Consider the following 24,206-nt stretch of genomic DNA (forward strand, 5'->3'; position numbering starts at 1 on the left):
AATCGTGCCTACGTTTACGTGCGGTTTGGTTCTTTCAAACTTTTCCTTGGACATCTTCTCAACTCCCAACTATCAATATAAAAAAACAACTAAAAAAACAAAAAAATGGAGCTCATAACCGGATTTGAACCGGTGACCTCTTCCTTACCAAGGAAGTGCTCTACCGACTGAGCTATATGAGCCTATATATTGCTCAACATTCAAGGCCATTCAACCCCAAAAAACTGGAGCGGGTGATGGGAATCGAACCCACATAATCAGCTTGGAAGGCTGAAGTTCTACCATTGAACTACACCCGCTGAACAACCTTATTTCATGGACTCAATCGTCCAACACTACCTATCTTCACTAAAATTGGTGGAGGGGGGTGGATTCGAACCACCGAAGGCGGAGCCAGCAGATTTACAGTCTGCCCCCTTTGGCCACTCGGGAACCCCTCCGAAAAACAGGAGGCGATATTTTGATGATCTACCTCTCTGCTGTCAACCGATAATCACTAAATTACTGCAAAAAAACGATTTATTTCCGACTCTGCTCAAGAATCATCTGCTTCTGCAGATGATCTAATCTCAAAATCATGGGTAATTTCTACTGAACTCCTCAACATATGTGAAACCGAACAGTATTTTTCGGCTGACATATCAACTGCCCGCTGCACCTTGCTCTCATCTAGGCCATCTCCAACAATAACGTAATGGAGATGCATTTTTTCAAATACCTTTGGAATATCCTCAACACGCTCCCCCTCAATCTCAATCCAACACTTCTCAAGTGGCTGGCGTGCTCGATTCAGGATAAAGACCACATCCATTGCTGTACAGCCACCAGCAGCCAACAAGACCATCTCCATTGGGCGCATACCTGTATTTCTGCCGCCAACTTCCGGAGCACCGTCAATCACAACTGAATGACCACTCCCAGTCTCTCCCACAAACTGCATACCGCCGGTCCATTTCACTGATGATCTCATTTTCATACCAGAACCCTCTTTCTTAAATTAATAAAACAGCTCATTTAACTGCTCCCCAGGATCTTCTGCCCGCATAAATGCCTCCCCTACCAAAAAGGCATTAACCTGATGGTTGCGCATGAGCTGCACATCCTCTTTTTGGTGAATTCCACTCTCCGTAACCACTATTGTCCGTTGCGGAATCTGATCCAACAGCCCCAACGTGGTTTGAAGTGAGGTTTCAAAAGTTCGGAGATTACGATTATTTATCCCCATCAACGGCAGTTTTAGAGGAAGCGCACGCTTCAGTTCGACCTGATCATGCACCTCAACCAGAACATCCATGCCTAACTCATGTGCCAATCCTGACAGATCAGCCATCTGTCCATCCTCAAGTACTGCAACAATCAACAAGATACAGTCTGCACCTATAGCCCTGGCCTCATAGACCTGATAGGGATCAATAATGAAATCCTTACGGATCACCGGAAGACTACAGGCTTCACGTGCCTCAATAAGGTAATCCTCATGACCCTGAAAAAAATCACGATCAGTCAGAATAGATATACATGCCGCCCCGCCCCTCTCATAACTCTTTGCGATTTCTGATGGAATAAAGTTTTCACGTAGCAACCCCTTACTTGGAGATGCTTTCTTGATCTCGGCGATAACTGCTGGATTACCGACAGCAATCTTGCGACGCATGGATTCGACAAACCCACGTACACCAGATGCATCAGCTGCACGCAAAATTAGCTCTTCTGTCCCGATCTTTCTTGAACGTGACGCTATCTCCTCGTTTTTGCGGCAAATTATCTTTTTAAGGATATCTGGAGCATCACTCATGACTGAACCATACTACTGCTGTTGAGAGCAGCTAACCAACCCGTCTAGCTTGGCCCTTGCCTCCCCACTGGCAATCACCTGCTGCGCCTGTTTAACCCCATCCTCCAGTGAACCAGCCAGCCCGGCAACATATATAGCGGCCCCGGCATTAAGTGCAACAATATCACTGGCAGCGCCACTCTCGCCATCCAGTACACTCTGTACAACAGCAAGGCTCTCGCTAGCGTTCTTCACTGAAAGCGACTCAAGCGGTGAGCTATCCATATCAAATTGATCCGGTGTAATAGTATAAGTACTAACCTCACCATCCTTTAGCTCTGCCACCTCTGTTGCCCCGTTAATAGTAATCTCATCCAATCCATCACTACCATGAACCACCATAACATGGCGACTTCCAAGCTGCTTCAGCACCTGGGCTAATGGCTCCACCCATGCTGCATCAAAGACACCAATAACCTGATTTGGAGCCCCTGCCGGATTGGTAAGCGGGCCCAGAAGATTAAATACGGTACGTACAGCCATCTCCTTGCGCGGACCAATTGCATGCTTCATCGCACTGTGATGCATAGGCGCAAACATAAAGCCAACTCCAATCTCATTAATACAGTTTGCTACCTGGTCAGGAGAGAGATCAAGCCTGACCCCTGCCTCCTCCAGCAGATCTGCACTACCTGAACTACTGGAGATAGAACGATTTCCATGTTTGGCAACCTGGCCACCTGCCGCTGCAATTACAAATGTAGAGGCTGTTGAGATATTGAATGTTTTTGCGCCATCCCCTCCAGTTCCTGCAGTATCAACCATATAATCTCCAGAGACTGCTACTGGCGTTGCCAGTTCACGCATAACCGAGGCTGCGGCACTGATCTCATCAACCGTCTCCCCCTTCATTCGTAGACCAACCAGGAAACCTCCAATCTGTGCCTGAGTTGCCTCACCAGTCATGATTGCCTGCATCACCGACTGCATCTCCTCACGACTGAGGTTTCTACCATCGATTACTGCCTGAATAGCTGCCTGAATCTCCATCTTCTTCGTTACCCTTTATTTATAATTTTGAATTCATATCTACCGATCTAAAAAATTCTTCAATAGAGCATGCCCCTCTGCGGTCAAAATTGACTCGGGGTGAAACTGGACACCCTCAATATCCAGCTCCCTATGACGAACCCCCATAATTTCATCCATCGAACCATCACTATTCTCTGTCCATGCCGTAACCTCAAACAGATCGGGCAGACTATCCTTGTCAATCACCAACGAGTGGTAACGAGTTGCCTCCATAGGGTTGGAAAGACCCTTGAATACACCACTATCATTATGGTGAATCATCGAGGTCTTGCCATGCATGATTTCACCAGCATGAACAATCTTCCCTCCGAATGCCTGACCAATGGTTTGGTGCCCAAGACATACTCCAAGAATAGGGAGCTCTCCAGACATCATATTTACTACATCAAGCGAAATCCCCGCCTCATTCGGCGTGCATGGGCCGGGAGAGAGCACAATCTTTTCAGGTGCCAGCTCCCGTATCTGATCAAGTGTAATCTGATCATTTCGGTGTACCTCAACCTCTGCCCCAAGTTCACCAAAATATTGAACCAGGTTATAGGTAAAGGAGTCATAATTGTCGATCATCAAAAGCATCGACAAATCTTATCAAACCCTAATAGCTGCCGCTAAACAATCTACCTTTTTCTCAAGAACTTGCTTAATATCCTGTCCAGCTGATTTGCAAATGCCTGTCTGTCATTCTGGTTTAGAGCAGATGGGCCACCAGTATCGATGCCGCTGGACCTCAAAGTATCCATGAAATCCCTCATCCCCAGTCGTGCCTTTATATTACTGGCGGTATAAAGCTCGCCTCGAGGACTTAGTGCCTCTCCCCCCTTCTCAATCACATCAGCGGCCAGAGGGATATCAGCGGTAACAACAAGATCACCCTCACTCATTCTCTTGACGATCTCGTTATCAGCCACATCAAACCCGGAGGCGACTCGAAGAAAACTGATATATAACGACCTCGGTATGCGTATTGACTGATTTGCCACCAATGTCATCTCCAATTTTGTACGTTCCGCTGCCCGAAAAAGGATATCCTTGATAACCACAGGACAAGCATCTGCATCCACCCATATCTTCATCAGGCCAGTTTACACCATGACCAGCACCAAATTCTCAGCACTACCTATCTCCAAATCCATACTACACAACCTTGAAGGGATCGGTCTAAAACAGATGACCCCTATACAGTCCCAAGCCTTGCCCCATATCCTGAAAAATCGTGATGTCATTGCTCAGGCAAAAACAGGCAGTGGCAAGACAGCAGCTTTTGGTATCGGCCTGTTAAACAGGCTAAATAGAAAAAACTTCAGAGTCCAATCCATAGTCATCTGCCCAACACGAGAATTGGCAGATCAGGTGGCCAAGGAGCTGCGTCGCCTGGCCCGCTTAACTGATAATGTAAAAATCTTGACCCTCTCTGGCGGGGTCCCATTTGGGCCGCAACAGGGGTCTCTTCGTCATGGTGCCCATGTTGTGGTTGGTACACCTGGACGCATACTCAAACATATCGCTAAAAACTCACTCACCCTGGATACACTCGAGACTCTGGTGCTTGACGAGGCTGACCGCATGCTGGACATGGGCTTTATTGAAGAGATCAGCAAAATCATCTCTCATACCCCAGAAAGGCGTCAGACCCTGCTCTTCTCGGCAACCTATCCAGAGGAGATCATGGAGCTAAGCAATACCATACAAAAAAGTGCCATCCATATTCATACCACTTCCAGCGAGAAGGCCAACCCAATCACTGAATACTTCTATGAGGTCTCTCCAGACAACAAGGGCTCCGCACTGATTCAACTGCTATCCCACCATAAGCCAGATAGCGCCATCATTTTCAGCAACACAAAAATTAAAACAGAGACTATTGCCAACACACTCCGTAACAAGGGGATAGCAGCTATGGCCCTTCATGGAGATCTGGAACAGTATCAACGTACAGATGTACTGGTACAGTTCTCAAACCACAGCTGCTCTGTACTAATTGCAACTGATGTAGCTGCAAGAGGGCTGGATATCAAAGAGCTGGGGATGGTTGTGAACTACGATCTGCCCCATGATGAAGAGACCTATATCCACCGTATTGGAAGAACCGGCCGTGCTGGTAGCGAAGGAGTGGCCACCACACTCTTCACTCCGAGTGAGGCCATGAAAGCTGATACCTATAACAATACAAATCGTCTTTTTGAAAACATCAAAACATCATCCGGTACTGACGTCACTAGCCTGACATCAAAAAATCTAACCCTAATGGTTAATGGAGGCAAAAAAGAGAAAATACGACCAGGTGATCTTCTTGGAGCCCTGACAGGTGAAGCCGGAATTGCTGGATCATCGGTAGGAAAAATTGACATTCACGACCACCAGAGTTACGTTGCCATTGCACGTGACTCAATCGATAAAGCCTGTTCACGCCTAAAAAATGGCAAGATAAAGGGGCGTAAATTTTCTGTCAGGATATTGCCCCAAGCCTGATATCCAGAATATTCCTGACCATCCTCAATAAAACTGTGCGACCATACGCATACCTAAATTACAGCAAGGTTTTCTTATGCCAAACAAATGTGGATTACTGCTCGTAGCAGTATTGATGACATCTTCAGCGATTGCTGATGACACACGCAATAGTGCATTTGGTACTCAGGACCAATGGCAATCTCAAGTTGCTGATGATACATATGCTGACGAAACACAAGGCCCGTCAAAAGAGGAAATTATAGAATTTCTAGGCAAGAAATTGGTGCGCTCAATAGAGAAGACATCGTTGCTGGAACAGGAGATCCGCTGTGTTCAGCGTGCAAATAACGATGATGATTCGTTATCAAGATGTTACGAAATTGCGCGCCAAAAAAGGCAGTACTACAAACAGAAACACGGGCTCAATAAGCCACGTCAAAGACGAAATCGCCAGGGGACCGGGGTAATGCCGAACTTTGACGGCATGAGAATGGGAATGATGCCTACACCATGGTAGGAATAGCAGACAACAATTAACTCATTCTGTTTGGCCTGCTCCGAGAACCTCTTTTGGATGCAGATGTTTGGCCTCTTCCTCTCCCTCTATTAGCCCGTTTTCCTGGGTGCTTGCGCCCCGCTTTTCCTCCTCCCCGGCCACTCTTGACAGGCTCCGCCTTTATTGATGGATCTACTTCATAACCTGGAATAACCTTTTTAGATATCTCCCGTTTCAGCAGTCGCTCAATATCTCTCAATAACCCATGCTCATCCACACAAACCAGGGATGCCGCCTCACCCTCATTTCCAGCGCGCCCAGTTCGGCCAATACGGTGAACATAATCTTCCGGCACATTTGGTAGCTCAAAATTCACCACATGGGGCAGCTGGTCAATATCCAATCCACGGGCGGCAATATCTGTTGCCACCAGTACTCTGACATCCCCTCGTTTAAAGCCTGCCAGAGCCCTGGTACGAGCCCCCTGACTTTTATTGCCATGAATTGCGGACGCGGTCAGACCATCCTTTTCCAACTGCTTTGCCAACCTGTTGGCACCATGTTTGGTTCTGGTGAATACCAGCACCTGACGCCAATTCTTGGAGCCAATCATATGTGATAAAAGTTCACGTTTACGTTTTTTGTCAACCGGATAGATAACCTGATCAACTGTCTCAGCTGTGGTATTTTGACGTGCAACCTCAATCAGCTCAGGATTGTTTAGCAGATCATTTGCCAACTGTTTAATCTTGTTTGAGTAGGTGGCCGAGAACAGTAGATTCTGACGTTCACGAGGCATCAGTTTCAGCACTCTACGAATATCATGGATAAAACCCATATCCAGCATACGGTCAGCCTCGTCCAACACCAGGATCTCTACATGAGAAAGGTCCACAGTTTTCTGTTGGGCATGATCAAGCAGACGCCCCGGTGTAGCAACCAGAACATCTACCCCATGACGTAATTTTTGGATCTGTGGATTGATTTTTACTCCGCCAAAAATCACTGTGGAGCGCAGTGGCAAATGTCTTCCATAAGTCTCTATGCTCTCACCAACCTGAGCAGCCAGCTCTCTGGTGGGGGTCAACACCAGGGCACGTACGGGTCTTCTCCCTTTTCCCTGCGCATGTTTAAGCAGCAGCTCGAGCAGAGGCAGAGTAAAACCTGCTGTCTTACCAGTACCAGTCTGGGCACCAGCAAGAACATCCTTGCCTTGTAGTATTACCGGGATGGCCTGAAACTGAATTGGCGTTGGTTCACTATAGCCCTGTTCTGTTACAGCACGCATGATTTCGGCCGACAGGCCGAGAGATTCAAAAGACATGTTTTAAGGTTTTCCTTGGGAAATTACACTATTGGTAATTACAGGTATTAGATTACCATCCAGACCATCATTAAAATGAATGCAATGGCAATGTAGATCAACACTCTCTATTCTACTATCTGGTTAATCACGAGTTTTATTGTATCGGTTTGACTGGTTGTGGTTTCAACTGTACCGACCAGGTCTCCTGACCCACCAGTTGCAACCCCGCTTTTTGAGACTTTTGCCCCAACCACAATCTGGTCTGCGGATGACAGGTTATTGCTAGCTATCATGGCCATAGTGTCATCAAGCTGAATAGTTGTTGGGAGTGATGCAACTGTCAGACGCTGAGCCGCCAAGGGTGGCCCCTTTTTGCCCTGTGCCTTTGCATAAATAAAGACTACATCCTCTGCACTAACCATCTCCTGTAGAGACTGGTCAAGAGCGACTGCAACAGTCAAGACCGTACCTGCAGGCACTGCTACCAGTTTCAGCAGCGCTGTTTTCTCACGCCCCAACTGCTCCTGAGCCTCATACGCTGCCTCATTGATCATGTTTACAATTTCCGGATCATCGGTAGGTGCGGTATTGGCCAGGCGCTCCCAAAAACCTAATGCCTTCTCATATTTACCAAGATCGAAATATGCGTGGCCAGAGATCCAGAGCGCATCTCTGTTGGTTGGATCAATATCCAGAGCTCTAGTAAGCTGGTCGACAGGTTTCCCCATCCAGGAACCACCATTACGTGTTGCCAGAGCCTCGCCATACTCCATAAACAGCTGAGAGTCGACACTCTCACCCATCTTCTCTATTGCCCTCTCGTACACATTTACAATCTCCGAGTTGCGCCCCAGAACTTCGTACGATTTTGCCAACATCATCCAGCCCTCCGAGTTATCCGGATTCTGCTCCAGTTTTTTCTCCAACTGGGCAACTACATCCTCAAAGTTTTTTGTACTTTGCTGCTGTTGTGCTGATGCGGATGCCACTTTTACATTAATAGCCTCTGGGGCACCAATCTTCCCATAGATACCAAAAGCGATCAGGGGCACCAGCACTATGGCAATTAGTGCGCCGACACGCCCAGCAGAGCTGTTCTGCTCCACCTTGTGCTCTTCCCCTTCAAGATCTGCCAATAACTCTCTTTTCAGATCAGCCTCTGCCTGCTCAAACTGTTCACTACTGATCTCACCACTCTCACGATCATCCTTTAGCTCCTCCAGACGCTGTTGGAAGATGGTTAAATTTGTCTCTCGTCGTGCTACTCCAACAGTTTTTCCTCTACCAAGCAGTGGAGGCAACAAGAAAAACAGGGCGATGGCAACCATTACAATGGAGCCTGACCAAAACATTACTTCACTACTCATCATTTCAACACCTCATCCAGCTGTTTCTGCTCGTCTGCACTTAAACTTGTCTCTTCTGCCACCTCTTCCGTAGCCACTTTACGTTGTCTGCGAACCTGCAACACCAACATAACTCCACCAATCGGGACCAACAACAGTGGCAATCCCCATAATAGCCAGGTTCGTGAGTCAACTGCTGGACGATATAGCACAAAGTCACCATAACGAACCACAAACCACTCTCTGATCTCTGTGTCTGTCTTGCCTTGCTGTATCATCTCGTAAACCTTGGTTCGATGATCTCTGGCAAGATCTGCATTGGAGCCTGCAATATTTGTATTTTGACACTTCACACAACGAATCTCTTCAATCAAAGCTTTGTAGCGATCCTCTTCAGCCTGAGTATTAAACGAAAAACTATCAATTGGTGCTGCGTTTGTGGCTGTAGAAATAAGCAGCAGTGAGGCTGCCAAGACGGTCTTAACCATACTCCATAAATTCATTTTCATAATTCTCCTCCTGGATTATCCCTTTGGCAAACACCTGCCATCCGCTGCTCTCATCTTGCGAATTATGGCCATTATATTACCCACATTATTTTTGACCTCTTGAGAGTTTTCCGGATTTGGATACTCGAGGTCATTGAGTGGCCCCGTAATACGTTCACAAATTCTCCCTTCCACATCAATTAGATAGGTCTCAGGTGCGCCAGTCACCGCCCACTCAAGACCAGCAATATTATCCCCATCATCTCCTGTCTTGTCGTATGGATTACCCAAAACGTCAAGCCAGCGTATTGCAGCAGCTCTGCTGCCACCAGACTCTTCTCTGTCTTTCCAGTTAATACTGTAGATAGGAACATCCTCGGTAGCTGCCAGACGCATCAGCACATCATGCTCTGCACGACATGCTGGGCACCAGGTCGCCCATACATTGAGAAGAGTTACCTGACCATTCAGGTCTGCTCGAGAAAAACGCTCCCCAGGAACGAGCAGGTCAGGCAGATCAAACTCTGGCGACAACTTGCCTATCATTGGGGAATCATCACTCTCGTGGCGTGGATTCAAGTAGAGCCCCACATAAAGGAGCACAAACAGAAGAACAATAATAGTGACGGGAAGTATTGCCCGTGAACGTGAAGCCATCTCTAATTTCCTTAATATGACTGATCTTGAAACGAGGCAGTACCGGAAAGCTCTTCCGCTTTTCTGCGTCTGGCCCTGCGCACTGCCGCATGAACCTGCTCTGGTGCCGTGCCTCCCCGATGGTTACGAGCAGCAACCGACCCTTCCAGAGTTAACACCTCAAATACATCTTCCTTGATGACATCAGAAAACTGCTGAAGTTCCGCCAATGTCATCTCTGCCAGATCTTTTCCTTGTTCGATACCATACCGAACCGCCTTGCCCACAATCTCGTGAGAATCGCGGAATGGAACACCCGCACGTACCACATAATCTGCCAGGTCTGTTGCTGTAGAAAAGCCCCGACCTGCTGCGTTGCGAGTATTCTCTATATTAACAACCACTGTAGGCATCATGTCTGCGTAGACCTTAAGTGATCCCTTTAGAGTATCCACCGTATCAAACAGCGGCTCCTTGTCTTCCTGGTTATCCTTGTTATATGCCAGTGGCTGCCCCTTCATCAGGGTAAGCAGTCCGATCATATGACCATAAACCCGCCCGGTCTTGCCTCTTACCAACTCAGGAACATCAGGATTTTTCTTCTGCGGCATTATTGATGAGCCGGTACAGAAACTATCTGGCAATTCGATGAAGCTGAATAGGTCAGAGGTCCAGAGCACCAACTCCTCAGAAAAGCGTGATAGATGCATCATCAGCAGTGATGCAGCGGCGGTGAATTCAATAGAGAAATCACGATCACTTACCGCATCCAGCGAGTTTTCGGCAGGGGCATCAAAACCAAGCAATTTGGCCGTCATAAAACGATCTATCGGATAGGTTGTCCCTGCCAGGGCCGCAGCACCAAGAGGCATGACATTCACTCGTTTGCGACAATCAGTCAGTCTGCCATGATCACGGACCAGCATCTCGTGCCATGCCATCATGTGATGACCAAAGGTGATTGGCTGTGCCGTCTGCAGATGGGTAAAGCCGGGCATTATAGTCTCCGCCTCACGCTCAGCCAGTATCAGTAACCCCTCTTGCAGGCGGTCTATCTCTGCCAGAATGGCATCAATCTCATCTCGTAGCCAAAGACGAATATCTGTTGCAACCTGATCATTACGAGAACGTCCTGTATGCAGTTTTTTACCGACATCGCCAATCTTCTGGACCAATTTGGACTCGATATTCATATGCACATCTTCCAGAGCAATTGACCATTTGAAAGAGCCACTTCTAATCTCTTCAAGAATCTCTTCCAGACCCTCAATAATCTGATCACGCTCTTCAGCGGCAATAACATCTACCTCAGCCAACATCCTGGCATGTGCAATTGATCCACGGATATCATAATCCGCCATACGCTGATCAAAGGTTACAGAAGCTGTAAATGCCTCAACAAAGAGATCTGTCGGCTCGGTAAAACGTCCTGTCCAGGGCTTTTCGGTTGTTTCTGGTTGTTCCATATCTTAATTACTACTCTAATTTCTTTAGGGCAAAAGCCGTTTCATGGCATCCGTTGCTCTTACCAGAGATTCATCTATATAGGCACTGACAAAATCGCGCACCCCCAGACCAATCATCCTCTTCTGAACCTCTTTTCCCTTTCCATCAAGAAAGAGTAGGGTTGGTGTCACCCAGACCCCATAATCCTGACTCAGATCAGTTGGCGCTACAGACTCCCCAGAGAAACCAATGATATCGTCAAAACTGTCCAGATGAATCTTTCGTATCAGAACCTTGTCGTCATAATCCCGATTACGCAATAGCGGAACCAGATAATCTGACTCCATCACCATACAGTAAGGACACTCTTCCGCTGACACCATAAGCAGAAGCGGTACCTCTCGTTGTGTTGCAAGCTGGCCATCCCTCTGCAGGTTGGCGCTTACAATCACATGCTCCACAGCTTCCGGTGTGCCTGCTACAGCAACACTGCTCAATGAGCTCAGTATAAGTACGGATATGATGACTGTTCTGAATAAATCACCAAAAAACTGCTTGTCCATCTGTAGAGACATCGCCTCCTCTTTCCTCTGTTACTATCGTTACGGAAGCTATGATTTAAGTCACTTCGTGACTCAATCAGAGTCTCCTTACAAATTATCCTATGGGGGAAGGGTTATATTTCAGTACATTATAGTAGCACCTGTACAGACCTTCTCCAAAACCCCATCCCATTGGGCTTTTTCAGAGATTCCTTACCGCAGGCAATATTGATTACCCGCAGTGGTATACTCTCACGAATTCAAAAACTGAGTCATTGTACCCCCCACACTTCGGTAACCCAAAGAAAAACATAAATAAAGAGAGATTCATCAATGTCATCCAAGCTTCGAATTGCAACCAGAAAGAGTCCACTAGCACTGTGGCAGGCTGAATATGTAAAAAGTCGTCTACTTGAAATCCATCATGATCTTGAGGTTGAGCTTGTAACCATGAGCACAAAAGGGGATAAAATTCTGGACACTCCACTAGCAAAAATCGGAGGCAAGGGGTTGTTTGTAAAGGAGTTGGAGGCACGAATGCTTGAAGGTGACTGTGATATTGCGGTTCACTCAATGAAAGATGTTCCGATGGAGTTCCCTGAAGGACTGTTTCTTCCAGTCATATGTGAACGTGAGGTTCCGCTGGATGCATTTGTCTCCAACCAATATGAGAGTTTTGAAGATCTTCCTCATGGTGCCAGGGTTGGAACATCCAGCCTGCGTCGCAAGTGTCAACTGCTTGACCTAAGACCTGATCTTGAGATTCTTGATCTACGTGGCAATGTAAACACTCGTCTGAGAAAACTTGATGAGGGAGAATTTGATGCCATTATACTAGCCTCTGCCGGGCTGATTCGTCTGGAGATGGCAGAGAGAATCCGTAGCAGAATCCAGCCTGAGGTAATTCTTCCGGCAGTTGGTCAAGGGGCAGTTGGGATCGAATGCCGAACCGGGGATCAGCGTGTGCTTGATATTATTGAACCTCTTAATGATCATGAAACATCCATTCGAGTCCGTGCAGAACGTGCTCTCAACCACCGTCTGGAAGGTGGATGCCAGGTCCCTATTGGTAGCTACTCAATTTTGGAGGGGAGCGAGATCTATCTGCGTGGTCTCGTAGGAGCTGTGGATGGCTCCGAGATTATTCGTAAAGAGATTCGTGGTTCACAGGATGATGCCGAGTCTCTCGGTGTCGAGGTTGCGGAACAGTTGCTGGCAAATGGGGCCAAAGAGATCCTTCAAGAGCTATACGACAGTGCCGAATGAGTTACGACTGAATGGCAAGGGCATTCTGGTTACCCGCCCAGCCCACCAGGCGCAGCAACTGATCAAGCAGATTGAGTCTCACGGAGGTGTTGTATTCCCCTTTCCGGTTATGGAAATTATCCAGCCACGGGATATCACACCAGCACTAACACTGTTCCATCATCTTGACCGTTTTGACATAGCTATTTTCATCAGTGCCAATGCTGCACGTATTGGGGTGGAGATGATGCAGCAAGAGGGGGATATCCCAAAAACCATTCAGTTTGCTGCAGTTGGATTGGCAACTGCCCGTGCTCTGGAGATGGCTGGATATTCCGCTGATATTCTTCCAGAGAACAGTTTTGATAGCGAAGGATTACTGGCAACCCCACAGCTACAGGATATCAACGGTAAAAACATACTGATTATTCGAGGCGAAGGGGGGAGAGAGCTTCTTGCAAAAACGCTTCGTGATCGTGGCGGAGCTGTTACCTATGCAGAGATCTATCGCAGAACTATCCCCCAGACAGATCCGTCACCAATCATTGAAGCCTGGAAACATAACAGTATTCATGCGGCAGTTATAACCAGTAACCAGGGGCTGACCAATCTGATGCAGATGGTAGGTAAAGCTGGTGAACAATTCTTGTTACAAACCCCTCTGGTAGTAATAAGTGAACGTACCAGAGAGGTTGCCAGAGAGAGTGGTTTCAGTGGCAAATTGATGCTGGCAACACCACCCAGCGATGATGCAATCCTTGATACACTCAGCAGATGGGCGCAAAAGAACAGCGACAGCTAAAAAGGCACAATCTGGCATGAGCAGAAGGCGAGAAGACATTATCGATGCGGAGGTTCTATCTGAACATAGCAACTCCCCTTTTTTGAATACACAGAACCTTACGATAATTGGGGGGGCAATACTTGCACTAACCGTTCTGGCTGGAATCGTCTGGCTTCTTACCCAATCCATGCAGCAAGAGAACCAGACTGCATCAGAGAGTGCGGCCAAAAACAGCCTGGAGATAGCGGCAATAGAGAGACGCATTACAACAACTGTTCAAGATATTGAGAAGAGAGCACAGAACAGGGAGGATGCAAATATAGCGTACCAATCCAGCCAACAGAAAAAACTTTCAGCCCTTGGCAACAGCTTTAACAAAAAACTGGAGCAGCAAAGCACTCTGCTGCAGAGATCTATCGACTCGAACATAAGAGAGACCCAGCAACTCAACCAGAGCATTGCCACTCTGGCAAGGCGCATTGAACAGAGAGAAGATAATCTCCATCTCTCTGCAGCGCTACGTCTACTCCAGATTGCTGAAGAGCAATTAATGATCGTCAACAATCTAGAGACAACAAAACAGGCTCTGACCCAGGCAAACAGACAGCTTGGTGAGAGTGGTGACCCCACACTGCTCCCAATTCAAGGGATGATCAGAGAGGAGATCAGGCTGGTGAACCAGGTCAGTCTGCCTGACATCTATGCGGCCACAACAAAACTGACTACACTAATTAACAGCATTGACACCATTCCATTCCCATCTACCAACAAATTCGGCGGGGAGCCTAACCCTGAAAATACCGTAGCACAGAATCCTGCTGATGAATCATCAATATGGGATTGGGAAAATATCCTGCACAAGATATGGCAGGATCTGCTCACTCTGGTGCGTGTAGAGAAGAGAGAGCAGGAGTTACCGGCAATAACCTCACTGGCCGGGCAACAGAGCAGCAGGCAAATTCTTCAGCTTCGTCTGGAACAGGCACAGAGCGCCCTGTTATTAAGAGACGGTGAACTCTTTCGGGATCGCATCAACAGTGCCGAGGAGTGGGTAAAGATTTTTGATCAGAAGAGCACGGTGACAACAGCCATGCAGCAGCAACTTGCTGAGCTAAAATCCATCCAGCTCTCCCCTGTTCTGCCGTTAATAGGGCAGGCACATAAAAAACTAAAAGAGATTCTGAAAGAATCTCCCAACGAGCTGGCGGAAGAGCTGATCGAATGAGGCGCATCCTGATCCTCACCCTGCTGCTGGTTACAACAAGCATTGTTGCCCTGCAATTAAGAGGGCACAGTGGTCACATCATGCTGGAAATAGGTGAATGGACCATTGAGACCAGTGTCAGTTTTGCCATCACTGCCACTTTTGTAACATTTTCACTGCTGTTGCTGCTTGTTCGTATCCTGTTGCGTTTCATCCATGCTCCACGGGATATTGGCATATGGCGTAATCGACAAAAAACCAGACGAGCTCAAGCAGACCTGAATAGAGGGATGATCACCCTGGCTGAAGGCAACTGGAAGAAGGCTGAGAAACTGCTTGGGCAGTCTGCTGCAAATAGTGATAACCCACTGATGCACTATCTGGGTGCTGCCAATGCTGCACAACACCAACACTCTGATGAACGTAGAGACCACTATCTGAAACTTGCCCATCAAGCGGCTCCAAATGCCGATTTTGTTATTCGACTAACCCAAGCCGAACAACAGGTTGCCCATCAACAATATGATGATGCACTAGATACACTTACCCATCTGAGAAAACAGAAACCGAACCATCCAAAACTGCTTCGACTGTTGGCGCAAACACTCACAGCACAAAAGCAGTGGTCTCAACTGCTTGGACTGACTCCAGTTTTACGTAAAAGAAAAAGCATGGGCAGTGATGAACTGGCACAACTGGAACATCACGGACAGATTCAACTTTTAACAGAGAGCGCAAAATCCGGGAATGATGATGCACTGCAACAGCAGTGGAAGCAGTTCTCACGCGGCGACCATAAAAACCCAAAACTTATCTATCACTATGCAAACTTGCTAAACAGACAAGGTGATGGCAGCTTAAGTGAGAAGTTGCTGTACAAGGAGATTAAACGGCAATGGTCCGATGATCTAGTCTCTCTCTATGGAGTAATACAATCAGATTCTACAGACCAGCAGATTCAAAATGCCGAAAAGTGGCTAAAACACCACGCCGACAGTGCAGCACTTCATCTTGTTCTGGGAAGACTCTATCTAAAAAATGAGATATGGGGACAAGCTGAACAACACCTGAAGAAGAGCATTGAAATTTCCCCAAGTCATGATGCCTATCAGGAGATGGGGATCATCAGAAAAACAAATGGTGACCCTGCTGGCGCCCTGGAATATTACGAAAAATCCTCTACCTTCCTGCCTCCCCAGCCACTTCAAACGAGTCAAAGTAGAGATGATCTGCTGTTAACCCAAGAGCACTAAAGGCACTTTTTCCAGCATCTATCATCACCGGTGGGCCAGCCATATAGATATCTACTGCGGAGAGATCAGAGTGGTCCTCCACAACAGCCTCATGCACGTAACCTCTGCGTCCACTCCATGACTCGTCCGCGGCAGAGAGCACGGGAATGTAACTGATGTTCTCATGACTATCTGCCCACTCTCTGGCAAGACTATCCAGGTAGAGATCATCATGACCTCTGGCTCCCCAGTAGATCTTGATGTGGTTATCCATCCCCATTTCAATGGCGTGCTCCACCATACCCTTGATAGGCGCAAATCCTGTACCGCCAGCAACCAAGATCAGATCATTAGCTGAGTCCTCACGCAAGAAGAAGGTGCCCAGAGGTCCCTCAACACGGAGAATGTCCTTCTCCTTCATCTCATTGAAGACATGGGGAGTAAAGAGACCCCCATCAACCCTGCGCAGATGTAGCTCGATCTCCGAGTTGTTGTGTGGGGCATTGGCGATCGAAAATGCGCGGCGACGATTGCCTTCCAGAATAACCTCAATATATTGCCCAGCGAGAAATTGCAGACTCTCATCCTCTGGCTGCTTCAGACAGAGACGAATCACATCCTCAGCCAGATGCTCAATCTTTGAGACCTTGACCGGCATGGTTCTAACCTCAATCTCCTCCACCGCCACCAGCTCATGCACCTCAACCACCAGATCACTCTTTGCCTCTGCCTTACAACAGATTACAACATCGTTGGCCAGCTCATCTTCTGTCAGAGATTGTGCGTTGTACTCATCCTGATACTCGTACTCACCAGAAACCACCTTTGCCTTACAGGCTCCGCAAAAACCGTTCTGGCAGCCGAATGGAAACCCAATCCCATGCGCCAGCGCTCCATCAAGAATAGTTTCACCATCAGATAACTCGAACTCTTTGCCGCTTGGTTGTAGCTGGACACGATTAGACATTTATTTTTTCCTGTACTTTATTGTGAATAATAAAGTTGAGTATTTTGCTGTGTTATTAGCTCTAAATCAACTGAAATTCAGGAATCAATTCCGAGCTCATCCCAGAGATCATCAACCCGCTGTTTGACTGCAGCATCCATGGTTATTGCGCTACCCCACTCACGCACAGTCTCACCTTCCCATTTGTTGGTTGCATCCATTCCCATCTTGGACCCCAGGCCCGATACCGGTGAGGCAAAATCAAGATAATCAATCGGGGTGTTTTCAATCAGCGTGGTATCCCGTGCCGGATCCATTCTGGTTGTCATAGCCCAGATTACATCCTGCCAATTTCTGATATCTATATCGTCATCTGTAACAATGATGAATTTGGTATACATAAACTGTCGAAGAAATGACCAGACCCCCATCATCACTCTCTTGGCATGTCCCGGATACTGCTTCTTCATACTCACTACAGCCATACGATAGGAGCACCCCTCGGGTGGAAGGTAAAAATCAACAATCTCAGGGAACTGCTTCTTTAAAATAGGGACAAACACCTCATTCAGTGCCAACCCAAGCACAGCAGGCTCATCAGGTGGGCGCCCCGTATAGGTTGAGTGGTATATAGGACTCTTTCGATGGGTGATACGCTCTACAGTAAATACCGGAAACTTTTCAACCTCGTTGTAGTAGCCAGTATGGTCACCAAATGGTCCCTCCTCTGCCACCTCATCAAGATCTATGGTTCCTTCCAGAACAATCTCGGCACTGGCCGGAACTTGAAGATCAGAGCCCTTGCACCTGACAACCTCTGTCTTCGAGCCGCGCAATAACCCGGCAAATGCATACTCTGACAGTGCGTCTGGCACAGGAGTCACTGCAGCAAGTATGGTAGCCGGATCTGCCCCAATCACCACAGCAACCGGAAATGGTTTCCCCGGATTCGCCTCCTTCCATTCACGAAAATCAATGGCACCTCCACGATGAGAGAGCCAACGCATAATCAGACGATTTTTACCAATCACCTGTTGACGGTAGATGCCCAGATTTTGTCGCTCTTTATTTGGACCACGGGTAACCACCAGCCCCCATGTCACCAGAGGTCCAGCATCACCAGGCCAGCAGGTTTGGACAGGCCACCTGGAGAGATCAACAGCCTCACCCTCCAACACCACCTCCTGACACACTGCAGTTGAACGCACCTTTGGTGACATATTCAGAACCTGCCGAAAAATTGGCAACTTCTCAACTGCATCCCTGAACCCTTTTGGAGGATCTGGCTCCTTGAGGTACGCCAGTATCTGGCCAACCTCTCTAAGGTGATCTGTAGAATCATAACCCATGCCCATGGCAACACGTTTTGGAGTACCGAACAGATTGGCTAGCACCGGAACATCAGACCCTTTTGGGTTCTCAAACAGCAGGGCCGGCCCTTCAGCCCTCAATACCCGATCTGCAATTTCAGTCATCTCAAGGTAAGGATCAACCTCTCGAGATACCCTCTTAAGCTCCCCCTGCTCCTCCAGTTGGCTGATAAAATCCCTGAGGTCTGAGCTACTCATCGGTATATAAAGCTCTCCTGATGGAGAATTGTTCCATCCTTGGTAACTACCTTGACTATCCACTCCCCACTCCATCCGGGGATCAGATTCTTGCTTGACCATACGCGCCAGCGGGGGCCATTAACTCTCCCCAGAGAGACTTTTGCCATCTCCCTGCCCTCATACTCCCAGAGATGATAAATATGTTTTCCAAACTGATTATGGAGATCGCTAAAGTAGAATATTCTGCGATTATCTGTCCCCAGCTGACATATTGAATCAACCGGCTCACGACTGTTTCTCTCTACACCACTGGTAAAACTTCCTCGAGATACTGCTACAGACTCTGTCCACTGTGGACAGACCAGCGCTACGGTCTCCTCCTCGACAACCGGTTCTGGCCTGGGCTCTGGTTCTGGTTCTGGTTTCACCTCAGGCTCCACCTCTTCAATAACAACCGGTGACTCATCCAACAGTGGTTCCGGTGCTGGTTCTGGTTCTGGTTCTGGTGCTGGTTCTGGCGCTGTAGCCACCACAACCTCCGGCTTTAGTGGCTCTACAACAGAGGCTATCTCTTCAGCCACCTTATTATCATCTTCACCACCCATCCAGATAACCAGCAGCAACAGCACCAACAACAACACAACCGACCACTGGATAAGGCTACTGTATTGCTCCCATATTCTCTTGACCATGCTCACTAACTCCCTGTTATTTCATTGAGTCTGCACTAGGGTGCAACTGCACTCAACAGTGCCCGCCTTGGTGACGGGTAACCCTCAATAGTCCTGGTTGGATCTTCCGGATCAAGAAAATCGGCCAACGACTCAAACTGCATCCATGAGGTTACCCTCTGTTCATCTGTCGTTGTTAACGATTGATTGAGACAACGCACCTGTGTAAATCCAACCCTCTCCAACCAGTGAATAAGCTCATCCACAGTAGGGATAAACCAGACATTCCTCATTTTGGCATATCTCTGCTCCGGAACCAAAATTTCTCCCCGTCCACCCTCTATCACCAGAGTCTCCAGAATCAGCTCGCCCCCCTGGCGAAGAGCACCACGAAGTTCATAAAGATGATCCATTGGTGAACGTCGATGGTACAACACTCCCATAGAGAAAACTGTGTCAAACCACTGCGTATTATTTGGAACGGACTCCATTCCAACAGGAATAAAGTGGACCTCGGGTGGAGCCGGAAGAAAACTGGTCAAGGCTCTGAACTGTAATAAAAACAGGATATTTGGGTCAATCCCGACTACAAAGTCTGCCCCCGCACCGGCCATTCTCAGAGCGTAGTAACCATTCCCACAACCAACATCCAGCACTTTTCTCCCCTCAAGTGGCTGTATCTCCTGCGCCAACCTCTCCCACTTCCAGTCAGAGTGCCACTCACTATCTATATGAACCCCAAACAGATCGAAAGGCCCCTTGCGCCAGGGGTGTAGCTCTCTCATCAACTCCTCTATATTATGTTGCTGGGTAGTATCACACTCATTCTTGGTACCGATCTGTACTCTGGCAGATCCAAGATCTACTGTCTCTGCCTTTATCACCGGCAGTCTATCCAATAGATCCAGCCAACGTGGCAGGTTGCCATTTCTCCCAGGCTCAAACAGCAGTGGCAGCTCTCTCTCCAGCTGCCCACTCCAGCGAGCCATCCCGTTCTCACGCAGAGCACCCAGAGAACTATCCAGCTGCAGAGGCAGATCACTCATCGAACTGCCAGCATAGAGACAAAGTTAAGTGCTTGAAAAAGCACCTCAACCCGAGAGAACCCGGCTCTCTCAAGACGGGCAAAATGGTGCTGCAGAGTTTCTGGTACCAGCACATCCTCCAGAGCAGTCCGCTTCTGACTTATCTCCAGCTCACTATATCCATTTGCTCTTTTGAAGGCGTGATGCAGTGACTCCATCCTCTTCTGCTGCTCCGAATCATCAAACCCGATCTTTTCTGACAGCATAAACCCGCCACCAGGAGAGATGCCATCTGCAACTCTTCGCAACATATCTTCCCGCTCGGCAACTGGAATAAACTGCAGAGTAAAGTTCATGGTTACAAACGAGGCATTCTCGATTTTTGTATCCCGAACATCCTCACAACGCAAATCTATAACAGAAGATCTATCCAAACCTGCTGTTGCCAGATTTTCACGACACTTTTTAATCATGGCACTTGAGCTATCAACGGCGATAATCCTGCACCTCTTCTCTTCTGCAGCCCCAACCATTGCCAGCGTGGATGCTCCAAGCGAAGAGCCCAGATCATAACCATAACTTCCCTGTTGCAGATACTGTTCCGCCAGCAGGCCAACCAGAGAGATGATCACTCCATAGCCGGGAACAGAGCGCTGAATCATATCCGGGAAGACATTCGCAACCGACTGATCAAAGCGGAATTCCTCTACAAGATCATGTTCAGTTGAGTAAATCTGGTCTCTCTGCATATTTAACTAATTCCACTATCCAATGGTTATACCAGAGTGACGAAGTAGTGCATCAATCTGTGGCTCTCGCCCTCTGAACTCCACAAACAGCTCCATGGGTTCTCTCGAGCCACCCTGCTCCAGAATTGAGGATAGGAAGTGCAGCCCTGTGTCACGATCAAAAATTCCATTCTCTTCAAAACTTGAGAATGCATCAGACGAGAGCACCTCTGCCCATTTATAGCTATAGTAACCAGCGGCATAACCCCCTGCGAATATGTGGGAGAAACTGTGGGGAAAGCGATTAAATGATGGTGGCGCCATAACAGAGACCTGATTTCTCACCTGCGACAATAGATCATATATAAATTCCCCCCCATCATTCTTCTGCCTGGGGTCAAACTGCAGATGCATCTTGAAATCAAACAGGGCAAACTCAAGCTGTCTCACCATTGACATGCCGGACTGAAAGTTTCTGGATGCAAGCAGCTGCTCAAATTTCTGTTTTGGCAACGGCTCGCCAGTTTTGTAATGGCCTGAAAATAGTGGCAGCGCCTCCTCTTGCCAACACCAGTTCTCCATAAACTGACTGGGCAACTCAACCGCATCCCAGGGCACTCCTCCAATTCCTGCCACACTGGGGAAATCGATCTGGGTCAACATATGGTGGAGGCCATGACCAAACTCATGGAACATGGTCAAAACCTCATCATGCGTAAGCAGCGCCGGAGCATCACCAATTGGAGGGGTAAAATTACAGGTAAGGTATGCCACTGGAGTCTGAATGCCATCCTCGGTTTTGCTACGGGTCATGCAATCATCCATCCATGCACCTCCACGCTTGTGCTGACGCGCATAGAGGTCAGTATAAAACTGCCCACGCAACTCGCCATCCTCTCCCACAACCTCAAAGAAACGGACAGATTCATCCCAGACATCGACCCCCTCTCTCTGACTGATTGTGATGCCATAGAGTCTGTGCACAACCTCAAACATCCCCTCCAACACTCGATCAATCGGAAACCACGGCTTCAGCTCCTCCTCAGAGAGGCTGTACTGCTGCTGCTTTAACTTTTCGGCATAGTAGGCCATATCCCATGACTGCAGATCTGTGATGCCATCCTCTTGCTCAGCAAAGAGTCTAAGCTCCTCCAGCTCACCACGTGCGGTCTCCAGAGAACGTCCCGCAAGATCCTCCAGAAATTCGACAACCTGATCCGGCTCATTTGCCATTTTGGTGGAGAGTGAATACTCGGCATAATTTGAGAAGCCCAACAACTCTGCCTTCTCGTGTCGCAATCTCAGAATCTCAGCCATGATCGGAGTGTTGTCAAATGATGAGTCATGGGGCCCCTGATCTGATGCGCGGGTAACATACGCCTCATACACATCTTCCCGCAGGGATCGATTATCCGCATAGGTCATAACCGAGATATACGATGGAAACTCCAGAGTAAGGAGCCATCCATCTTTCTCACGCTGCTCTGCAGTCTGCCTGGCCATTGCTCTGGCGGATTCAGGTAGCCCTGCGAGCTCTGCCTCATCAGAAATCAGCCTCTCCCATCCATTCGTCGCATCCAGTACATTCTCCCCAAATTTTGAGGTCAACTCCGAGAGTGACTGACTTATCTCCCGGTAACGCTCCTGCTTATCGGCAGACAGATCTATTCCCGAGAGACGAAAATCTCGTAGCGCATTCTCAATAATCTTCTTCTGGGATGGCTCAAGCATTCTGAATGATTCACTATCCGCAATCTCTCTAAATGCCCGATAGAGCCCCTTATGCTGCCCCATCTCTGTTGCATAATCTGACAACATTGGCAGACAGCTGTTATAGGCATCACGCAGATCATGACTATTCTTTACTGAGTTCAGATGGCTTACAGGTGACCAGGCCCGTCCCAGGCGATCCTCCAACTCTTCCAGGGGCTGAATCAATGTATCCCACTCGACTGGATCTGCGCCATTCAACAACTGCTCTACAGCAGCACGGTTCTGCTCAAGTAGTGCCTCAATGGCAGGCTTGACATGTTCTGGCTCAATTTTAGAGAAGGGCGGTAGCCCCTCCATAGAGAGTAGCGGGTTTGCATGATCCATTATCTGTACCGTCGTCATTACGTATTGGTGAGAAGATCCGGTAAACTATCAGTTCAACCAATGATACGCAACGGAATAAGTAGATGAACAACATTCGCCCCTACAGGGAGTGGAATCCAGAGTTTGACGAGACAGTCTTTATTGACCCCTCCGCACAGGTGATAGGGAGGACAACCATAGGCAGGGACAGCTCAATCTGGCCGCTGGTATCTGTGCGCGGGGATGTTCATCGCATAGAGATTGGCGAGCGCACCAACATCCAGGACAACTCCGTCCTCCACGTAACCCAACCCAACGATACCGCACCAGACGGATACCCTCTGATTATTGGAGATGAGGTCACAGTTGGTCACGGTGCAATCCTTCACGCCTGCACCATTGGCAACCGCTGTCTCATCGGAATGGGGGCGACCATACTTGATGGGGCAATTCTCGAGGATGAGGTGCTACTCGCGGCTGGAAGCCTGGTTGCCCCAGGTAAAAAACTTGAAGGCGGATATCTCTGGAGAGGGGCACCTGCAGTAAAAGCTCGTCCACTGACCGATGCAGAGCTTAACTGGCTCAGAATTTCGGCAGACAACTATGTTCGCCTAAAAAGTGAGTATCTTGAGGAAAAATAACTAGTGAAGATAAAACAGTGCGAAATAACACTAGCTGCAAAGTCTCGTGGCTTTCACCTGGTTACAGATGAGGTACTTCAACAGATTCCTTTCATCTCGGAGGCAAAAGTTGGACAACTAACCATATTCATCAAACACTCCAGTGCATCTATCGCCATCAACGAATATGCCGACCCCCGGGTACTTACAGATATGGAGAATTTCTTCACGGAGATCTGTGACAACAAACCGTATTACACTCACACCGATGAGGGGCCTGACGACATGCCATCACACATCAAGGCATCAATCATTGGATCAACCATTACCATTCCAATAACTGACGGCAGACCAAATCTTGGAATATGGCAGGGAATCTATCTTAATGAGCACAGGTCTCATGGTGGCAACAGGAACCTGGTGGCCACATTGATATTTGATTAAGGAAGCTCTGATTAAGTCACTTCGTGACTCAATCAGAACTCCCTCTCAAGTTATCCTATGGGGGAAGGATTATAGTTCAGTATGTTACAACAACACCTGTTGAG

At 48.0% G+C, this 24,206-nt stretch carries 25 protein-coding genes and 3 tRNA genes; 8 read left to right on the forward strand and 20 right to left on the reverse strand.

The window, feature by feature from the left end; genetic code table 11:
- Positions 1–106: 106 nt before the first annotated feature.
- The 8 genes from AC3ZFK_RS07110 to AC3ZFK_RS07145 all read right to left on the reverse strand — a co-directional run bounded on the left by AC3ZFK_RS07110 (position 107) and on the right by AC3ZFK_RS07145 (position 3,939).
- Positions 107–182, reverse strand: a tRNA-Thr gene (locus tag AC3ZFK_RS07110).
- Between the two features lie 43 nt (positions 183–225).
- A tRNA-Gly gene (locus AC3ZFK_RS07115) sits at positions 226–299 on the reverse strand.
- 56 nt (positions 300–355) lie between these two features.
- Positions 356–440 (reverse strand) — tRNA-Tyr (locus AC3ZFK_RS07120).
- 95 nt (positions 441–535) lie between these two features.
- Entirely contained in the window at positions 536–970 is a 435-nt protein-coding gene (locus AC3ZFK_RS07125) for an OsmC family protein (protein ID WP_487506931.1), read from the reverse strand.
- A gap of 27 nt (positions 971–997) precedes the next feature.
- A complete protein-coding gene (gene trpC, locus AC3ZFK_RS07130; protein WP_487506928.1) occupies positions 998–1,795 on the reverse strand; it encodes an indole-3-glycerol phosphate synthase TrpC in 798 nt (265 codons plus the stop codon).
- Positions 1,796–1,807: 12 nt separating this feature from the next.
- Positions 1,808–2,824, reverse strand: a complete 1,017-nt coding sequence (trpD, locus tag AC3ZFK_RS07135; protein ID WP_487506927.1) for an anthranilate phosphoribosyltransferase — start codon at positions 2,822–2,824, stop codon at positions 1,808–1,810.
- A 39-nt stretch (positions 2,825–2,863) separates the two neighbouring features.
- Positions 2,864–3,442, reverse strand: coding sequence for an anthranilate synthase component II (locus tag AC3ZFK_RS07140; RefSeq protein ID WP_487506926.1), 579 nt, complete (start codon positions 3,440–3,442; stop codon positions 2,864–2,866).
- 41 nt (positions 3,443–3,483) lie between these two features.
- Positions 3,484–3,939, reverse strand: coding sequence for a YaiI/YqxD family protein (locus tag AC3ZFK_RS07145; protein ID WP_487506925.1), 456 nt, complete (start codon positions 3,937–3,939; stop codon positions 3,484–3,486).
- Between the two features lie 16 nt (positions 3,940–3,955).
- Between AC3ZFK_RS07145 and dbpA the strand changes: the two genes are divergently transcribed.
- Both dbpA and AC3ZFK_RS07155 read left to right on the forward strand, forming a co-directional pair.
- Positions 3,956–5,335, forward strand: coding sequence for an ATP-dependent RNA helicase DbpA (gene dbpA / locus AC3ZFK_RS07150; protein WP_487506924.1), 1,380 nt, complete (start codon positions 3,956–3,958; stop codon positions 5,333–5,335).
- Positions 5,336–5,450: 115 nt separating this feature from the next.
- A complete protein-coding gene (locus AC3ZFK_RS07155) occupies positions 5,451–5,834 on the forward strand; it encodes a hypothetical protein (protein ID WP_487506923.1) in 384 nt (127 codons plus the stop codon).
- 16 nt (positions 5,835–5,850) lie between these two features.
- Here the strand turns inward: AC3ZFK_RS07155 and AC3ZFK_RS07160 are convergent, their stop codons facing one another.
- The 6 genes from AC3ZFK_RS07160 to AC3ZFK_RS07185 form a co-directional block, all read right to left on the reverse strand.
- Positions 5,851–7,137 carry a DEAD/DEAH box helicase gene (locus AC3ZFK_RS07160; protein WP_487506922.1) on the reverse strand — a complete coding sequence of 429 codons (1,287 nt, stop codon included), beginning with the start codon at positions 7,135–7,137 and terminating at the stop codon, positions 5,851–5,853.
- 107 nt (positions 7,138–7,244) lie between these two features.
- The gene (gene ccmI / locus AC3ZFK_RS07165) at positions 7,245–8,486 is read right to left on the reverse strand and encodes a c-type cytochrome biogenesis protein CcmI (protein ID WP_487506921.1); all 1,242 of its coding nucleotides are present in this window, start codon (positions 8,484–8,486) and stop codon (positions 7,245–7,247) included.
- Positions 8,486–8,974: a cytochrome c-type biogenesis protein gene (locus AC3ZFK_RS07170; RefSeq protein WP_487506920.1), complete on the reverse strand. Its 489-nt coding sequence runs from the start codon at positions 8,972–8,974 to the stop codon at positions 8,486–8,488. Before AC3ZFK_RS07170 ends, ccmI begins: the two co-directional genes overlap by 1 nt.
- 15 nt (positions 8,975–8,989) lie before the next feature.
- Entirely contained in the window at positions 8,990–9,610 is a 621-nt protein-coding gene (locus AC3ZFK_RS07175; protein ID WP_487506919.1) for a DsbE family thiol:disulfide interchange protein, read from the reverse strand.
- A gap of 11 nt (positions 9,611–9,621) precedes the next feature.
- A complete protein-coding gene (gene argH / locus AC3ZFK_RS07180; RefSeq protein WP_487506918.1) occupies positions 9,622–11,055 on the reverse strand; it encodes an argininosuccinate lyase in 1,434 nt (477 codons plus the stop codon).
- A 24-nt stretch (positions 11,056–11,079) separates the two neighbouring features.
- Entirely contained in the window at positions 11,080–11,610 is a 531-nt protein-coding gene (locus AC3ZFK_RS07185) for a thioredoxin family protein (RefSeq protein ID WP_487506917.1), read from the reverse strand.
- Between the two features lie 300 nt (positions 11,611–11,910).
- Between AC3ZFK_RS07185 and hemC the strand changes: the two genes are divergently transcribed.
- Genes hemC through AC3ZFK_RS07205 form a run of 4 tightly spaced genes read left to right on the forward strand, consistent with a single transcriptional unit; the run spans position 11,911 to position 16,063 of the window.
- The gene (gene hemC / locus AC3ZFK_RS07190; protein WP_487506916.1) at positions 11,911–12,843 is read left to right on the forward strand and encodes a hydroxymethylbilane synthase; all 933 of its coding nucleotides are present in this window, start codon (positions 11,911–11,913) and stop codon (positions 12,841–12,843) included.
- The gene (locus AC3ZFK_RS07195) at positions 12,797–13,624 is read left to right on the forward strand and encodes a uroporphyrinogen-III synthase (protein WP_487506915.1); all 828 of its coding nucleotides are present in this window, start codon (positions 12,797–12,799) and stop codon (positions 13,622–13,624) included. Before hemC ends, AC3ZFK_RS07195 begins: the two co-directional genes overlap by 47 nt.
- 16 nt (positions 13,625–13,640) lie before the next feature.
- Positions 13,641–14,831 (forward strand): uroporphyrinogen-III C-methyltransferase, encoded by a 1,191-nt coding sequence (locus AC3ZFK_RS07200; RefSeq protein ID WP_487506914.1) that lies wholly within the window; start codon positions 13,641–13,643, stop codon positions 14,829–14,831.
- On the forward strand, positions 14,828–16,063 hold the full coding sequence (locus tag AC3ZFK_RS07205) for a heme biosynthesis HemY N-terminal domain-containing protein (RefSeq protein WP_487506913.1): 1,236 nt from the start codon (positions 14,828–14,830) through the stop codon (positions 16,061–16,063). The genes AC3ZFK_RS07200 and AC3ZFK_RS07205 overlap by 4 nt, the downstream gene beginning before the upstream one ends.
- Here AC3ZFK_RS07205 and AC3ZFK_RS07210 read toward each other — a convergent pair.
- From AC3ZFK_RS07210 to prlC, 6 genes are all read right to left on the reverse strand, one after another.
- Complete coding sequence (locus AC3ZFK_RS07210) at positions 15,990–17,009, reverse strand: CDP-6-deoxy-delta-3,4-glucoseen reductase (protein ID WP_487506912.1); 1,020 nt, start codon at positions 17,007–17,009, stop codon at positions 15,990–15,992. The two genes, AC3ZFK_RS07205 and AC3ZFK_RS07210, sit on opposite strands and share 74 nt — an antisense overlap.
- A gap of 77 nt (positions 17,010–17,086) precedes the next feature.
- Positions 17,087–18,556 (reverse strand): 4-hydroxy-3-polyprenylbenzoate decarboxylase, encoded by a 1,470-nt coding sequence (gene ubiD, locus AC3ZFK_RS07215; RefSeq protein ID WP_487506911.1) that lies wholly within the window; start codon positions 18,554–18,556, stop codon positions 17,087–17,089.
- Positions 18,553–19,230, reverse strand: coding sequence for a DUF2914 domain-containing protein (locus tag AC3ZFK_RS07220; RefSeq protein WP_487506910.1), 678 nt, complete (start codon positions 19,228–19,230; stop codon positions 18,553–18,555). Before AC3ZFK_RS07220 ends, ubiD begins: the two co-directional genes overlap by 4 nt.
- Before the next feature lie 35 nt (positions 19,231–19,265).
- Positions 19,266–20,255, reverse strand: a complete 990-nt coding sequence (gene cmoB, locus AC3ZFK_RS07225) for a tRNA 5-methoxyuridine(34)/uridine 5-oxyacetic acid(34) synthase CmoB (RefSeq protein ID WP_487506909.1) — start codon at positions 20,253–20,255, stop codon at positions 19,266–19,268.
- A complete protein-coding gene (gene cmoA, locus AC3ZFK_RS07230) occupies positions 20,252–20,983 on the reverse strand; it encodes a carboxy-S-adenosyl-L-methionine synthase CmoA (RefSeq protein ID WP_487506908.1) in 732 nt (243 codons plus the stop codon). The genes cmoB and cmoA overlap by 4 nt, the downstream gene beginning before the upstream one ends.
- A gap of 15 nt (positions 20,984–20,998) precedes the next feature.
- On the reverse strand, positions 20,999–23,077 hold the full coding sequence (gene prlC / locus AC3ZFK_RS07235) for an oligopeptidase A (protein WP_487506907.1): 2,079 nt from the start codon (positions 23,075–23,077) through the stop codon (positions 20,999–21,001).
- A gap of 65 nt (positions 23,078–23,142) precedes the next feature.
- Between prlC and AC3ZFK_RS07240 the strand changes: the two genes are divergently transcribed.
- Positions 23,143–23,679, forward strand: a complete 537-nt coding sequence (locus AC3ZFK_RS07240) for a gamma carbonic anhydrase family protein (protein ID WP_487506906.1) — start codon at positions 23,143–23,145, stop codon at positions 23,677–23,679.
- 3 nt (positions 23,680–23,682) lie between these two features.
- Complete coding sequence (locus tag AC3ZFK_RS07245) at positions 23,683–24,102, forward strand: secondary thiamine-phosphate synthase enzyme YjbQ (RefSeq protein ID WP_487506905.1); 420 nt, start codon at positions 23,683–23,685, stop codon at positions 24,100–24,102.
- The last annotated feature ends 104 nt before the right edge of the window (positions 24,103–24,206 follow it).

This window comes from Candidatus Thiopontia autotrophica (assembly GCF_982804495.1).

Bases quoted from the DNA above. Each gene is read 5' to 3' on its own strand.
- AC3ZFK_RS07200 (WP_487506914.1), top strand. From the start codon at position 13,641: ATGAGCAGAAGGCGAGAAGACATTATCGATGCGGAGGTTCTATCTGAA.
- AC3ZFK_RS07210 (WP_487506912.1), bottom strand. From the start codon at position 17,009: ATGTCTAATCGTGTCCAGCTACAACCAAGCGGCAAAGAGTTCGAGTTA.
- AC3ZFK_RS07125 (WP_487506931.1), bottom strand. From the start codon at position 970: ATGAGATCATCAGTGAAATGGACCGGCGGTATGCAGTTTGTGGGAGAG.
- AC3ZFK_RS07205 (WP_487506913.1), top strand. From the start codon at position 14,828: ATGAGGCGCATCCTGATCCTCACCCTGCTGCTGGTTACAACAAGCATT.
- AC3ZFK_RS07145 (WP_487506925.1), bottom strand. From the start codon at position 3,939: ATGAAGATATGGGTGGATGCAGATGCTTGTCCTGTGGTTATCAAGGAT.
- cmoA (WP_487506908.1), bottom strand. From the start codon at position 20,983: ATGCAGAGAGACCAGATTTACTCAACTGAACATGATCTTGTAGAGGAA.
- AC3ZFK_RS07220 (WP_487506910.1), bottom strand. From the start codon at position 19,230: ATGGTCAAGAGAATATGGGAGCAATACAGTAGCCTTATCCAGTGGTCG.
- dbpA (WP_487506924.1), top strand. From the start codon at position 3,956: ATGACCAGCACCAAATTCTCAGCACTACCTATCTCCAAATCCATACTA.
- AC3ZFK_RS07185 (WP_487506917.1), bottom strand. From the start codon at position 11,610: ATGTCTCTACAGATGGACAAGCAGTTTTTTGGTGATTTATTCAGAACA.
- AC3ZFK_RS07155 (WP_487506923.1), top strand. From the start codon at position 5,451: ATGACATCTTCAGCGATTGCTGATGACACACGCAATAGTGCATTTGGT.
- AC3ZFK_RS07240 (WP_487506906.1), top strand. From the start codon at position 23,143: ATGAACAACATTCGCCCCTACAGGGAGTGGAATCCAGAGTTTGACGAG.
- hemC (WP_487506916.1), top strand. From the start codon at position 11,911: ATGTCATCCAAGCTTCGAATTGCAACCAGAAAGAGTCCACTAGCACTG.
- cmoB (WP_487506909.1), bottom strand. From the start codon at position 20,255: ATGAGTGATCTGCCTCTGCAGCTGGATAGTTCTCTGGGTGCTCTGCGT.
- AC3ZFK_RS07175 (WP_487506919.1), bottom strand. From the start codon at position 9,610: ATGGCTTCACGTTCACGGGCAATACTTCCCGTCACTATTATTGTTCTT.
- AC3ZFK_RS07140 (WP_487506926.1), bottom strand. From the start codon at position 3,442: ATGCTTTTGATGATCGACAATTATGACTCCTTTACCTATAACCTGGTT.
- ccmI (WP_487506921.1), bottom strand. From the start codon at position 8,486: ATGAGTAGTGAAGTAATGTTTTGGTCAGGCTCCATTGTAATGGTTGCC.
- trpD (WP_487506927.1), bottom strand. From the start codon at position 2,824: ATGGAGATTCAGGCAGCTATTCAGGCAGTAATCGATGGTAGAAACCTC.
- prlC (WP_487506907.1), bottom strand. From the start codon at position 23,077: ATGACGACGGTACAGATAATGGATCATGCAAACCCGCTACTCTCTATG.
- ubiD (WP_487506911.1), bottom strand. From the start codon at position 18,556: ATGAGTAGCTCAGACCTCAGGGATTTTATCAGCCAACTGGAGGAGCAG.
- trpC (WP_487506928.1), bottom strand. From the start codon at position 1,795: ATGAGTGATGCTCCAGATATCCTTAAAAAGATAATTTGCCGCAAAAAC.
- AC3ZFK_RS07195 (WP_487506915.1), top strand. From the start codon at position 12,797: ATGGGGCCAAAGAGATCCTTCAAGAGCTATACGACAGTGCCGAATGAG.
- AC3ZFK_RS07160 (WP_487506922.1), bottom strand. From the start codon at position 7,137: ATGTCTTTTGAATCTCTCGGCCTGTCGGCCGAAATCATGCGTGCTGTA.
- argH (WP_487506918.1), bottom strand. From the start codon at position 11,055: ATGGAACAACCAGAAACAACCGAAAAGCCCTGGACAGGACGTTTTACC.
- AC3ZFK_RS07170 (WP_487506920.1), bottom strand. From the start codon at position 8,974: ATGAAAATGAATTTATGGAGTATGGTTAAGACCGTCTTGGCAGCCTCA.